The following is a 13,451-nucleotide window of genomic DNA, read 5'->3' on the forward strand; positions in this document are numbered from 1 at the left end:
CTCCTGTTTTTTCGTGCTTTCCAAGCTTTTATAGTGTACAATAGAAGAAATAGCGCTCTATAATTAGAAAGGGATTTACATGATGTCTAAAAAAATCACTCTCCTTGCAACGCTCTTTTTGAGTCTTTTCTTCTTGACAGCCTGTATGTCTGATTTTGAATCACATTTCAAACCGGATGAAACGAGCTCTCGTACCTCTTCTAAAAAACAAGAGAAAAGTGAAAAAGAAGCCTCATCATTAAAAAAATCATCTAAAGCTAGCTCTTCCAAAAAAGAGAAGAAAGAGTCTGAGACAGAAACCAGCTCTAGCAAAAAAATGGAGGAGCTCCCTGCCAATGCTAGCGAAGCTCCAACAGACAAGATCTATGCAACAGGCGATTCTGTCGTTTACTATAAAAAATATGACGGTGGATTAAAAGTGCATACACCTGATTTCGAAGGCTATACAACAAAAATAGTCAAAAAAATTCTTGGAAAACCTGAAAAAACCCATGTTGATTCAAATTATATGCTCGAGACCTTTTCAGAAAAGGAAAAAGAAAACCTTGTTAATCTCTATCAAGAGGGTCTTTTAACAGAGGAGCAACTCCATGCTTTTTGGGCTGGTGTAGTCGATCTAGCTCAAACGTCTCAATTAGAGCAAACTTTTACAGTCTTTACCTACAAAGAAGGACAAGTTCAACTTGTCTTTAAAGATGACAACCTTGTCTATGTTACTCCAGATCCAGAAGTGCTTTATTTTAACTAAGAAAAAGCCCTCTTCTCTGTTGAGAAGGGGGCTTTGTTTCACATGAAACTATGGATAGAGGAAGCTTAGTCTTCTTCCATTTTTTGAGGTTGATAGGCTATCATTCCTAGGCCAATACACAAGCCCAAAACTAGGGTAAGGAAGGTGACTTGTCCTCCTATCTGACCAGATAAGGAAATGGTTTCCCTTAGTCCCGATACGGTATAACTCATCGGCAACAGCGGATGAATAGCTTGGAAGAAACGATTGGTGAGGGCAAGCGGATAAGTCCCTGCACTAGAAGCCAGTTGAAGGAGCAAGAGAATCAAAGAGATAAAAGCTCCGACCTTGTTGTTCCATGTCGTTAAGGCAGTCACCATGGACATGAAGGTCACACTTCCTAGCACACAGAGGAAGAGAGTCAAGCTTTCATGGTTTGCCGCCATTCCTAGCAGGTGGACAGCTCCGTAGACCAGGATACCAGCTAAGACCGCAATCATCCCGTTCACTTCCAATCTCGATTTAAGCCAAGCCCAACGACTTTCTGGATGACGGCCAGATGGCAATTTTGCAAAAATCATATTGGTAGAAAGAGCCGCGACGAAAAGGGCAACAGATATCATATAAGGTGCCATCCCCACTCCATTCACTGAAACATTGTCATGGTCTGTCTTCGAAAGAGTGATTGGATCTGACAATACGCTTGCATTTTCTTTTTCAGTGCTAGCGCTATTTAGTTGGTCCTTAGCTGAACTCAAGCCTTGACTAAGATTCTGACTACCTGTTTGGAGATCACCCAAGCCTCCAACAAGAACCTGACCTCCTGTCGCTAATTGACCAGATCCATCAGCTATTTTAGTTGCACCATCCGCCAATTGCTGAGAACCTGATAGTAACTGACCTGATTTATCCGATAACTGATCGACTCCTGACACCAGTTGATCAACACCGCTAGCCAAAACTGGTGTTTGACCATTTAGTTGACCGATCCCATTAGCTAGTAGTCCTGCTCCTGTTGTTAATTCACTAGACTTACTAGTCAATTGGTTGGCTCCTGAAGCTAATTGAGCCATTCCAGCAGTCAGAGTTGGCATTTTCCCATTTAGGTCCCCCAAGCCTGCTGCTAGTTGATTACTTCCCATTACCAAGTCACCAGATTTCTGCTCCAGCTGACTTGTCCCCGCACTCAATTGAGTAGCTCCTGCTATCAAGCTACTGCTATTATCCGTAAGCTGACCAGCTCCGCCGGCTAACTGATCCACCCCTGTCGTATAGAGTTGAACTCCCTGGCTAAGGGTTTGGCTAGCTGGGAGAAGTTGCTCTGTTACTGCGGTCTGTAGGGAGCTCAAGCTAGTTGAAAGAGTATTCAAGGTAGACGAAGCTGTTGGCAAGATCTGGTTGGCACTTTCTTTTACTGTGGCCAAGGAACTCTCGGTTGTTAAGCTTTCTTGCAAGCCTTGAACAGTGGTTAAAATCGCTTGAGCAGAAGTCTCCGTGGTACTTGAAGTAGCAGAGACAGCAGCCGTCATTTCTGCCTGTTGCTCAGCTGTCATCGATTGATAGGCAGCAGTAGCTTGAAGATTGGCTAGTACTGAATTACGGTCAGCCTGTGCTGCTACTGAAATCCCTTGAGCAGAGGTGGCGATGCTTGCCAAAGCTGTACTGAGTTGACTGGTATCCCCACTCGTGTTCTGAATAGCTTCATTTAATTGGGTGAGGCCTGCTGTTAATTGGGCAAGTTGCTCTTGTTGATTTGGTGATGGAGTAAGTTGGGTGGATAAGGTTTGAATGCCTGCCTCTAACTGAGACACTCCATTTCTTAATGTTTCCGATTGGCCGCTTAATTGACTAGCTCCACCACTGAGAGTAGCAAGCCCTGAGCTATAGCTTGTTAGGCCAGCCGTCAAATTACTAGCACCAAGATTCAACTGACTGACTCCTTTTGTGTAGGTATCCAGTCCCGTTGAGAGAGTCGTCATCCCTGTATGCAATTGGCCAATTCCAGAGGCTAACTGTGGCGTTTGACTAGCCATTTGGTTCAAACCATCTCCCAGCTGTCCAACACCAGATGTATAGGTCGTCAGTCCACTACTAAAGGTAGTAAAACCATCATGAAGTTGCCCAACTCCCGATACGAGGGTGGGAACTTTCTCCTGCATTTGATGAAGACCAGTTCCTAATTGGCCAACTCCATTGGTGTAGGCCAAGAGACCAGTGCTAAGAGTCTGTGCCCCATTTGAAAAAGACAGACTCGAATTGGACAAGGTGGTCAAATGGTCTGTCAGGGTCTGTCCACCCTCTTTTAGCTGACCAGCACCGGTCGCTAATTTCTGGCTTCCTTCCGCTGCTGTTCCCATCCCTGCCTTCAAGCTTCCCATCTTTTCGAAAAGAGCGCTGGTATAGGTTTGGGTGACATTACTAGCAACGGTTTGCTGGATTTTTATCATGGCTGAATCACTCATCTTACCAGCAATAAAGCTATGCCCACTAGATGTTTGGTAGGCAATGGTCATCTGTTCCGGATGATTGGTTAAGATAGAAGCAGCTTTAGCAGATAGATCTTTGGGCAAGGTCACCACCATATAGTAATCACCCTTTTCCAGCCCCTCTTTAGCTGCTCTTTCATCGACAATATGAAAATCCAGAGCGTCACTTTTCTCAAAATTGGACACCATGTCTTTTCCGATTGTCAATTCTTCTTCCTGATAACGAGCTGGCTGGTCTTGATTGACAACTGCTACTGGCAGGTCAGAAACCTTGCCATAAGGATCCCACATAGAGGATAGAAAGATCACATTGTAGAGAGCTGGTATCAAGGCAACCCCGATCATCACAACGATGAAGGTCGGTTTCCTAAAAATCGCTTTCCATTCCTTAAACATTTTTTGTCTCCTTTTTATACACATTGTCTAATTTTTTTGATATAATTGATTATACAGTTCTTTTCAAAAACCGCAAGTTAAAAAATCATTTTTGGACACTGTGTATAATTTTGTGTATAAAAGAGGGAGACTAGAATGGTTACCGAAAGCAACAAGCGAATAAAAACAAAACGGATCATCCAGGAAGCCATGGTTGACCTGCTTCATAGGGAGTCCTTTGATGAGATCTCAACCGTACAATTGGCAAAAGAGGCTGGTATCAGCCGGAGTAGCTTCTATACCCACTACCGCGATAAGTACGATATGATCGAGCGCTACCAACAGGAATTTTTCCACAAAGTGGAATACATCTTCGACAAACAACAAGATGATAAACACCAAGCTGTTACAGAAGTTTTCGAATTTCTCACCAAGGAGCCCCTCTTTGCAGTCCTTCTAACCGAGAATGGGACAAAAGAAATTCAATCCTTCTTGCGACACAAGCTACAAGTTCTACTCGTCGATAGCTTGCAAGAGCGTTATGGCCATCGATCTTTGACAGAAGTCGAAAGAGACTATAGTTCTGTCTACCTCACCAATGCCTTCTTTGGAGTCTGTCAAATGTGGGTGGCGCGTGGGCAAAAAGAAAGCCCCCAACAAATGGCGGACTTCCTATTAAAAATGCTGGAGTAGAAAAGAGACCTCGGTCTCTTTTTATGTTATGTTTTTTTAGTTCCCTGCTCCTAAAAATTGATCCACAAAGAAACTGAAGTAAGATTTTTCTCCTGTGATCAGGACACACTTCCCTTCCAAACCGTATCGTAGGAGTTTGGCCTCCTGATCCTTGAGACGAAGAACTCCCTCTATTTTGAAAAAGTTCCCCTGTTCTGTCCGAGTGGCACTTGAAGCAATTGAGCTAATACGGGCCTCTAGCGTAATTGGTTTTTGTTTACTTCCCTGTGTGCTAAAGCGAATCCGATCACCTACATGAATCGTGGCTATATCTTTTGAAGGAATATAGGTAACAATCTTGACTTCTTTTTCTTTCTGAATGAGTGGATAAACTTGAGCCAAAGGAGTACCTTCCGCTACAATACTCGCTCCTTTTGTTTCATCATTCAAATGAATCACCCCTTCATCCTTGGCTAGAATCTGAGTCTTCTGAAGAAGATTTTCTTGTGTTTTTAACTTACTGTCTAGATCTGCAATTTGCTGAGAAAGAAGCAGTAAATCTTGTCCAACTTTACTCAGCTGTTGAGCTTTCAGAGAGGCTATTTGACTATCTAAGCTGGTCGAAAAAGCTTGTTGGCTTCCAGATCCCGCATATTGGATGCGATAATTAGAAATACTCGCCTCTAACTGCTGGATTTGACTATCTAGCTGACTGATAAAAGAAGCTTGTGCTTGAGCGTTTTCTTCTCCATGTGGTTGCTGAGCGTAACTCTGGTAGAGAGAGTAAAGTGGATGAGTCGCATCCAGACTTCTTCCCTCTAGTAGAGCTGATTTTAGACTATGGTAATCAGTTAATCGCTTCTCTTGGTCTTGGATAGCTTGGCCAATTTCTGCTTGACTGGAACTTGCACTGGCATTTTGAGAAGCAATGGTTGCATTTTGTTGATGGGCTTGCGCTTGGAGAATCGCTATTTGTTGCTGGTAATCCTTAAACAGCTGGTCATACCCAAAATGCTCATTTCCTGTAAATTGGCTCTCCCCGGTCTCAATGCTCGTTTTCAACAATTTTAATTGTTCCTCCTGTTTCTTTAAGAGGTCGAGCTGTTGCGTTAAGCTCATCCCTTGTTGCTTTTCCTGATCCCCTTGGTATTCTACCAAGATTTCTCCCTTCTTAATCTCTTTATTTTCCTTCAAATGGTTGACTTGAATGGGAGAATTACTCGTTGACTGGATTTGGTCCACCACGCGCGTAGCTTCAATCGTCCCACGACTAGACAAGGTCACTTCCTTCTTGGCAAAGACAGAGAAGCCTACAACAAACAATAGTAAAAGAAAACAAGGGACTACCCATAAACTAGCAAAATTATGGAAACGTTTCTGATAGAATTCTGCACTTTCAAAATATTTTTCGTTCATCATACTTTCTTTTTTTCTCCTAGTCCTCTCTTAACAAGTAACCAAATGGCTGTAATAGCCATTCTTTTTCAGCAGTTCTTCATGGCTCCCTTCTTCTTTCAGACGACCTTGGTCCATGAGGAAGACTTTTTCAGACCGTTCTGCAATCGTTAACCGATGGGCGATAAAGATAATCGTTTTGTCTAAGGCCATCAAGCGGTCCACAATTTTCTTCTCCGTCAAGATATCCAGGCTGCTGGTCGCTTCATCCAAAATCAAAATCGGAGCGTCCGTTAATAAGGCACGCGCCAAGGCAATCCGCTGCCGTTGACCACCAGAGATTCCCATGCCATCCGTAGTCAATTCTGTTTGGTAATTGAGGGGCATACGCTCAATGTCTTCTCGAATTCCTGCGATTTTAACAGCGCGCAAGATATCTTCCTGACTAGTTCCTTCCCGCGCTCCCAGTAACAAGTTCTCTAAAATCGTACCATTAAAGACATAGGGCTGCTGGGGTAAATAATTGATTTGCTGGCGGAGCATGGTCTTATCCACTTGCTGGATATCCGTACCTCCCAGACGAATCGTCCCTTTATTGGGTTGGTAGAAATTCACCATCATCTTTGCTAGCGTGGTTTTTCCAGAACCTGAAATACCAACAAAACTTACCTTGCTCCCTTTTTTAATCGTGAGACTGATATCGGTAAGAACATTGGCTCCAAAACCGTATTTGTAGTCTACTCCCTCAAAAACCAGATCACCATCGAGAGCCTCACTCTCTTGAAGAGGCTTCTTCTCTGCGAACTCAGAGTCTATCAAATAGACTTCATTCAGACGGGTATTGGCCACTCGGGCTGCTTGAAGTTTGGTTTGGAGGTTGATCAAGTTCTCTAAAGGTCCTGTGAAATAAACAAGGAGAGTATTGTAGGTGATCAACTGCCCCAAGCTCAATTCTTGCTTCATGACCAAATGAGCTCCCAACCACAAGACCAAGACATTCAAAATCAACTGGGCCAAGTGTTTGAGCCCCTTTTGTAGACTCTCCGCCTTACTCATGGCAAAGGACTTCTTGAGATAGTCCACAAATTCTGAGTCAATCTTTTGATAGCGACTACGCTCACTGGTAAGAGACTTGATAGTTTCGATCCCATTGATATCTTCGATGATGGAAGAAGACAAGACACTATTGGCTTCCATGGTTTCATTATTTAAGCGCTCAAAAGGCTTCATAAAGGCAAAAATAATGACCGCATAAATCGGTAGCAAGAGAATAGTCAAGAAAAAGAGGTGAGCATTTTGGCTAAACAGGACTACAGATAAAATCAAAACAATAGACAGATCCAAAAAGATTGAAAGCAGTGTACTAGCCAGAGCATCGATAATGCGGTTGGCATCTGTAAAACGTGACACCACTTCTCCTGTCCGTCGAGTCGCAAAGAAACTCATAGGCAACTGAAAAACATGCTTAATATAGGATAAAATGACATCAATAGACAATCGTTGACCTAGAACTAGAAGCAAATAATCTTGCGCATAGGTCAGGACTTGCTGTAAGATGTAAACCACGATCAACCCTAGTGAAATCACACTCAGCGTCTGCTTCATCTGATCAGGCACATAGGTATCAATAATCGATTGTAGGTAGTAAGAACCCACAATATTGATGAGGGTTACCAATAACGTTGCAAGAACAATATGCAGAACCAATTGCCGCTGTTTAAACAAAAGAGGGACAAAATCTAAAAGCCCATTTTTCTTTTCTTTACTTGGTTGATAGGCTGGAGTCGGGGCCAAGGCGATAACAATCCCTGTCCATTCCTGTTCAAACTCTTCGATCGTTAATTTGGTCATCTTTACCTTTGGATCTGGATCGGCTATGTAAAGATACTTTTTATCTTTTTTATAGACTACGTAATAGTGAGGGAGACGCCCATCCTTGATCACGTGGACAATCAATGGATAGGTCACTCCTTCCAAGTCAAAAAGTGTGCGATCTGCTCGGAAGGCGCGTGTCTCAAATCCCAACTCTTCAGCCACCTTGACCAGACCTAAGGCGGTCGTTCCATCTGCAGTCGTTTTTGCCTTCTCCCGCAGACTGGCTAAAGAATAGTATGAGCCATAGTAGCCAAAAACCATGGCCAAAGCCGCAACACCGCAGTCTCTCATATCAACTTGTTGGCGATAATGTTTTTTCTTAAATCCCATAAGAACCCTTTCCAATCGTTTGTTTCATCTTAACAAAAAGGACTATCTGAGAAGAAAAAATCGCTATTTGGTTTATTATTTTAGGTATTCGGTCACAAAAATCTCCAATTCAGGAGAGTTGTTATTTATTTTGTAAAAGAAAAACCGCCTATTTTACAGACGGTCATTTCTTTCTATGAAGGAAACTTAGGGAGCAAATAAGGGAACAAACCCAGAAAACAACGGTTTAAGACAAAACAAAAAGCCCACTGTTGTAGGCTTTCTGCAAGTTTTTTCTTAAAATTAAAGCATTTTGTTGTAGAATTCAACGACAAGTGCTTCGTTGATTTCTGGGTTGATTTCATCGCGTTCTGGCAAGCGAGTCAATGAACCTTCTAATTTTTCAGCATCGAATGATACGAATGCTGGACGTCCAAGAGTTGCTTCAACAGCTTCAAGGATAGCTGGAACTTTAGCTGATTTTTCACGAACTGAGATCACTTGACCTGGAGTTACGCGGTATGAAGGGATATCAACGCGTTTTCCGTCAACAAGGATGTGACCGTGGTTAACGAATTGACGAGCTTGACGACGAGTAGTCGCAAGTCCAAGACGGTAAACAACGTTATCCAAACGACGTTCCAAAAGAAGCATGAAGTTGAAACCGACAGTTCCTTCTTTGATCTTAGTAGCTTGTACGAACAAGTTACGGAATTGTTTTTCACCAAGTCCGTAAGAGAAACGAAGTTTTTGTTTTTCAGCTAATTGCAAACCGTATTCTGACAATTTTGAACGGTTGTTTGGTCCGTGTTGACCTGGTACGTAGTTACGACGTGCCAATTCTTTACCTGTACCTGTAAGTGACAAGCCAAGACGGCGAGATTGTTTCCAAGATGGTCCTGTATAACGTGACATTTGAAATGTCCTCCTATAAAAATAATTTTTGTAGGAAATAACGTTTTAGACAAACCTGATTCGTTCAGAAAGCCTTCGCCCAAACAGCAAAGGTTACTTTTCTAGCTGGCTTCCTGTTGACGAGCTTCATTTTGTCCTGCTGTCATTTCGCACAAATTCTATTATACCACCAATACCAGCCCTTGTAAAGTTGCTTTCTCATTTTTTTGATTTCTTTCTATAAATAAAAAGCAAAATGAGGCCTTCTAGCTAGGGTCTTTCTAAACCACATATTTTTGACGCGGATAGCCATGTATTTTCATCCCTATCCAATATTTTTATCTTGTTTACAGGAATCTTTACACCTTTTTTACAACTTGTCAACCATGATTGTTCTAACACCCTCCTAAGTCCCTTTAATGTAGCAGGATGAAGAATATAGATAAGACGACTCTTCAAAAGATTCCCTGTCTAATATTGACAGATTTGATTGCAAAATTGACATCTTTGTCAATCAATTTACACAACTAGTGTCTATGATATGCTCAGGTCATCAAAAAACCATCTCCAAGAAGAGACGGTTGGAAGTTGTAGCTTACCCTAGCTACATTAGTCTAAGTAATGAATCAGATTTTTCTCAGTTAAAATATCTGAGTAAGTATACGATTCAACATAGGTTGCTGCTGGTTCACCAGGTAAACTGTTTTCATTTGTGTACTCAATAATAAACAAAGAAGGATAAACTTCAATTAATCGACCAAACTTATTTTTTTGACGTTTACGACCATTTTCCAAGGTCATTTCAACAATTTGACCTTCATGAGCCTTGATTTCTTCTTTGATTTTTTTCATTTTTGCTACATCTGTAAATGCATCACTCATTCATTATTCCTCTACTCTCTTTGATATGCTGGAGAACTTATTATATTCTTTCTGGAAGATTAACTCCACTGTTCCACGCGCTCCTGAACGGTTTTTTTCAATGATGACTTCAACCTTGTTATTCGGCATGCCTTCTTCTTCCTCACCTGCACGTTCATAATAATCATCACGGTATAGAAAGGCAACAATATCTGCATCCTGCTCGATGGATCCTGATTCACGGATATCTGATAGAACCGGACGCTTATCCTGTCTTTGTTCGACTCCCCGAGACAGCTGACTAAGGGCAATCACAGGGACCTTCAATTCTTTTGCCAAAATTTTTAATTGACGAGAGATTTCTGAGACTTCCTGTTGCCGGTTTTCACGTCCAGTCCCTGTAATCAACTGCAAGTAGTCGATAAGGATCAAGCCAAGATTACCTGTTTCTTGTGCTAACTTTCTAGAACGAGACCGAATTTCTGTAATCCGAATACCAGGAGTATCATCTATATAAATGCTGGCATTGGCTAGATTTCCTTGGGCAATGGCATACTTCCGCCACTCATCATCTGTCAACTGACCGGTACGAATAGAATGAGACTCAATCAAGCCCTCTGCTGCCAACATCCGGTCCACCAAACTTTCAGCACCCATTTCCAGCGAGAAAATAGCAACTGTTTTATCCAACTTGGTTCCGATATTCTGGGCAATATTTAGAGCAAAGGCAGTCTTACCAACCGCTGGACGAGCCGCAAGAATAATCAACTCTTCTTCATGAAGACCTGTTGTCATATGATCAAGATCTCGATAACCTGTTGCAATCCCCGTAATATCCGTTGTCTGCAATGAGCGAGTTTCAAGACTTCCAAAGTTGATATTTAGGATATCCTTGATATTCTTGAAACCACTTCGATTGGCATTTTCACTAACATCAATCAGGGCTTTTTCTGCGCCTGCAATAATCTCATCCGACGGACTCGCTCCATCATATGCTTGATTAATGCTCTCCGTTAAACGGGCAATCAAGCGTCTTAGAACTGCTTTTTCGGAAACAATCTTTGCGTAATATTCCGCATTGGCTGAGGTCGGAACAGAGTTGATAACTTCAGCTAGATAAGAGAGACCACCGATATTTTGCAAGTCCCCTTGGCTATCTAAAATATTGCGAACGGTCGTCGCATCAATAGCATCTCCCCTATCTGCAAGGTCAATCATCGCCTTAAAAATTAACCGATGGGCATATTTAAAGAAATCTGCTGGCTCAATAAACTCACGAACAAAAACCAGTTTTCCCTCATCAATAAAGATGGCTCCTAAGACAGATTGCTCTGCTTGGATATCTTGAGGCTGGGTTCTTAATTCTTCTATCTCAGCCATAGTCATTCCTTTCTAACGATTTACTTAACCTTCGTTTACCCGAATTTGGATAATACCTGTAATATCCTGATAAATTTTAACAGGCACATCAATCAAGCCGACAGAGCGAATTGGAGAAGCCACTTGAATGTGACGCTTGTCGATTTTGATTCCAAATTGTTTTTGTAGTTCTTCTGCAATTTTTTTATTGGTAATAGAACCAAATGTACGTCCATCAGGGCCAATTTTTTCTGTAAATTGGACAACGGTCGTTTCTTCTGCTAATTTCGCTTGAATGTTTTTCGCTTCTGCGACTAATTCCGCATGGGCTTTTTCTTCAGATTTTTGCTTACCACGAAGCTCCCCAATCGCTTGGGCGTTAGCTTCTTTGGCTAAATTCTTTTTGATCAAAAAGTTTTGAGCATAACCTGTTGGGACTTCTTTGATTTCCCCTTTTTTTCCTTTTCCTTTTACATCTGCTAAAAAGATAACTTTCATTCTTCTTCCTCCTTATCCTTTTGGACCTCTTCTTGAATACAGTCAATCAATTGGGTACGAACTTGATCGATGGTTACATCTTCCAATTGAGAAGCCGCCGAATTAAAGTGGCCTCCGCCTCCCATTTGCTCCATAATTTTTTGCACGTTGACTTTGCTTCTGCTTCGAGCTGAAATGGAAATGCTTCCTTGTTCATTCAGAGCAATGACAAAGGTCGCCTCAATTTTAGACATGGCCAACATACTATCGGCTGCTTTACTAATGGTAACCGTTCCATAAGGAACATCTGCTGCGCCTGTTGCCACAATAATATGTGGGAAGACCATTTGACCATTTAGAATCAATTCATTTACTTCGCGGTACTCATCGAAGTTAATTGCTGAAATTTCCTGGATGAGGACACTATCACTGCCTCGGCTTCGTAAATAACTAGCTACATCAAATGTACGGCTCGTTACGCGAACAGAGAAATTCTTGGTATCCAACATAATTCCAGCCATCAAAACACTGGCTTGTATCTTATTCAAGCGGTTCTTCTTAGAATTCTGGAACTGAAGCAATTCCGTAACCAACTCACTTGCACTACTTGCTCCACTTTCAATATAAGTGATCATGGCATTTTCAGGGAAATCTTCATCCCGTCTATGGTGGTCAATGACAATGACTTGGTGAAACTTCTCATACAAATCATTTGAAAGCGTAAGAGCTGTCTTCGAATGGTCTACCATAATCAAAAGGGATTGATCGGTTACCATCCGTAGAGCATCTGAAACCGTTACGAGTTTAGTCGCTCCATCTGATTGAATTTTTTCAACCGCTCGTTTGATATCCTGAGCCATAGACCTATCATCATAAACTGCATAAGAGCGTTCGTTGATATTGTTTGCAAATAATTGCATCCCAATCGATGCCCCCAAAGCATCCATGTCTAATTTTTTGTGGCCAACAACAAATACCTGATCAACCGATTTAATTTTTTCAGAAATAGCTGTCATCATCGCACGAGTACGTGTACGGGTGCGCTTGATAGAAGAAGCTGTCCCCCCTCCAAAGAAAATAGGATCCTTACCTTCTTCTTTTTCTTTTACAACCGCTTGGTCACCCCCTCGAACCTCAGCTAAGTTTAGATTCGATAAAGCAACTCTACCAATTTCATCATGATTGCCATCTCCGTATGAGAATCCCATACTTACCGTAATGGGTAATTCACGATTTTTCGCTTCCTCACGGAATTGGTCAATAATAGAAAATTTGGATTCGATTAATTGTTCAAGAACGGTATAGTCGGTAAAAAGATAAAAGCGATCCATCCCGACTCTTCGGTAAAACATATGGTATTTTTCCGAAAATTCTTCAACAAAGTTTGCAATAAAACCATTGATACTACTGATATCTGAATCAGACACAACATCTTCTAAATCATCATAGTTGTCTACGGACATAATCCCGATGACCGGCCTAGTCGTTACAAGACCGACGTTGGCCTCATACTCACTAGACGCATCAAAAAAATAAACGACACTGGCCTGGGAATCTAGATAAACAGAATATTTCTTATCTCCAATGGTTGCATAATGGCCTTTCCCTTCAAAAGGAATCGCCAACACTTGTTGCAGGTATTCCACATCGAATTGCCCATCCTCAGTAGAGAAAATCAACTCCGCATAAGGATTGAACCACTCAACTTCATTGGTTTCACCGTTTACCTTGATTACACCAACTGGCATTTTATCCAGTAGCGATGCCAACCCATTTTCAGCCTGATGATTGACATATTGAATTTGTTCTAGCTCATCCAATTCTACTTGCTTTAATTGATGAAGAAAGAGATAGATGACACCGGAAAGAATCAACAGAATCACAAATAAATTTGCAATTGAACCACCCAATAATCTGGAACTGATGGCTAATATAATAAATGCTAACAAACCTACCATACAATAATGGATAGGAGTCATACGAAATTTTTTCATCATAAACCTCTGTTGGGCCATTATACC

General features: G+C 41.7%; 10 protein-coding genes. 2 read left to right on the plus strand and 8 right to left on the minus strand.

Annotated features, from left to right (window positions below; genetic code table 11):
* Positions 1-79: 79 nt before the first annotated feature.
* A complete protein-coding gene (locus tag ADH27_RS01130; protein WP_048715058.1) occupies positions 80-748 on the plus strand; it encodes a DUF4947 domain-containing protein in 669 nt (222 codons plus the stop codon).
* A gap of 65 nt (positions 749-813) precedes the next feature.
* On the opposite strand, the gene ADH27_RS01135 is transcribed toward ADH27_RS01130, so the two are convergent.
* A complete protein-coding gene (locus tag ADH27_RS01135) occupies positions 814-3,609 on the minus strand; it encodes a YhgE/Pip domain-containing protein (RefSeq protein WP_048715060.1) in 2,796 nt (931 codons plus the stop codon).
* Between the two features lie 135 nt (positions 3,610-3,744).
* On the opposite strand from ADH27_RS01135, the gene ADH27_RS01140 reads away from it, so the two are divergent.
* A complete protein-coding gene (locus ADH27_RS01140; protein ID WP_048715062.1) occupies positions 3,745-4,281 on the plus strand; it encodes a TetR/AcrR family transcriptional regulator in 537 nt (178 codons plus the stop codon).
* Positions 4,282-4,317: 36 nt separating this feature from the next.
* On the opposite strand, the gene ADH27_RS01145 is transcribed toward ADH27_RS01140, so the two are convergent.
* The 7 genes from ADH27_RS01145 to ADH27_RS01175 form a co-directional block, all read right to left on the minus strand.
* A complete protein-coding gene (locus tag ADH27_RS01145) occupies positions 4,318-5,679 on the minus strand; it encodes a bacteriocin secretion accessory protein (protein WP_048715065.1) in 1,362 nt (453 codons plus the stop codon).
* Between the two features lie 27 nt (positions 5,680-5,706).
* The gene (gene comA, locus ADH27_RS01150; protein WP_048715067.1) at positions 5,707-7,860 is read right to left on the minus strand and encodes a peptide cleavage/export ABC transporter ComA; all 2,154 of its coding nucleotides are present in this window, start codon (positions 7,858-7,860) and stop codon (positions 5,707-5,709) included.
* Positions 7,861-8,142: 282 nt separating this feature from the next.
* The gene (rpsD, locus tag ADH27_RS01155; RefSeq protein WP_003009175.1) at positions 8,143-8,754 is read right to left on the minus strand and encodes a 30S ribosomal protein S4; all 612 of its coding nucleotides are present in this window, start codon (positions 8,752-8,754) and stop codon (positions 8,143-8,145) included.
* Positions 8,755-9,342: 588 nt separating this feature from the next.
* Entirely contained in the window at positions 9,343-9,615 is a 273-nt protein-coding gene (locus ADH27_RS01160; protein WP_048715069.1) for a Veg family protein, read from the minus strand.
* Between the two features lie 3 nt (positions 9,616-9,618).
* Entirely contained in the window at positions 9,619-10,974 is a 1,356-nt protein-coding gene (dnaB, locus tag ADH27_RS01165) for a replicative DNA helicase (protein ID WP_048715071.1), read from the minus strand.
* 24 nt (positions 10,975-10,998) lie between these two features.
* Complete coding sequence (gene rplI, locus ADH27_RS01170) at positions 10,999-11,451, minus strand: 50S ribosomal protein L9 (RefSeq protein WP_048715073.1); 453 nt, start codon at positions 11,449-11,451, stop codon at positions 10,999-11,001.
* A complete protein-coding gene (locus ADH27_RS01175) occupies positions 11,448-13,427 on the minus strand; it encodes a DHH family phosphoesterase (RefSeq protein ID WP_152904092.1) in 1,980 nt (659 codons plus the stop codon). Before ADH27_RS01175 ends, rplI begins: the two co-directional genes overlap by 4 nt.
* Positions 13,428-13,451: the final 24 nt, after the last annotated feature.

This window comes from Streptococcus sp. 343_SSPC (assembly GCF_001072385.1).
Classification (GTDB): Bacteria; Bacillota; Bacilli; order Lactobacillales; family Streptococcaceae; genus Streptococcus.

Excerpts from the sequence above, each read along its gene's own strand:
- rplI (WP_048715073.1), bottom strand. The coding sequence starts at position 11,451 with ATGAAAGTTATCTTTTTAGCAGATGTAAAAGGAAAAGGAAAAAAAGGG.
- ADH27_RS01145 (WP_048715065.1), bottom strand. The coding sequence starts at position 5,679 with ATGATGAACGAAAAATATTTTGAAAGTGCAGAATTCTATCAGAAACGT.
- ADH27_RS01135 (WP_048715060.1), bottom strand. The coding sequence starts at position 3,609 with ATGTTTAAGGAATGGAAAGCGATTTTTAGGAAACCGACCTTCATCGTT.
- ADH27_RS01175 (WP_152904092.1), bottom strand. The coding sequence starts at position 13,427 with ATGATGAAAAAATTTCGTATGACTCCTATCCATTATTGTATGGTAGGT.
- ADH27_RS01140 (WP_048715062.1), top strand. The coding sequence starts at position 3,745 with ATGGTTACCGAAAGCAACAAGCGAATAAAAACAAAACGGATCATCCAG.
- dnaB (WP_048715071.1), bottom strand. The coding sequence starts at position 10,974 with ATGGCTGAGATAGAAGAATTAAGAACCCAGCCTCAAGATATCCAAGCA.
- ADH27_RS01160 (WP_048715069.1), bottom strand. The coding sequence starts at position 9,615 with ATGAGTGATGCATTTACAGATGTAGCAAAAATGAAAAAAATCAAAGAA.
- ADH27_RS01130 (WP_048715058.1), top strand. The coding sequence starts at position 80 with ATGATGTCTAAAAAAATCACTCTCCTTGCAACGCTCTTTTTGAGTCTT.
- comA (WP_048715067.1), bottom strand. The coding sequence starts at position 7,860 with ATGGGATTTAAGAAAAAACATTATCGCCAACAAGTTGATATGAGAGAC.
- rpsD (WP_003009175.1), bottom strand. The coding sequence starts at position 8,754 with ATGTCACGTTATACAGGACCATCTTGGAAACAATCTCGCCGTCTTGGC.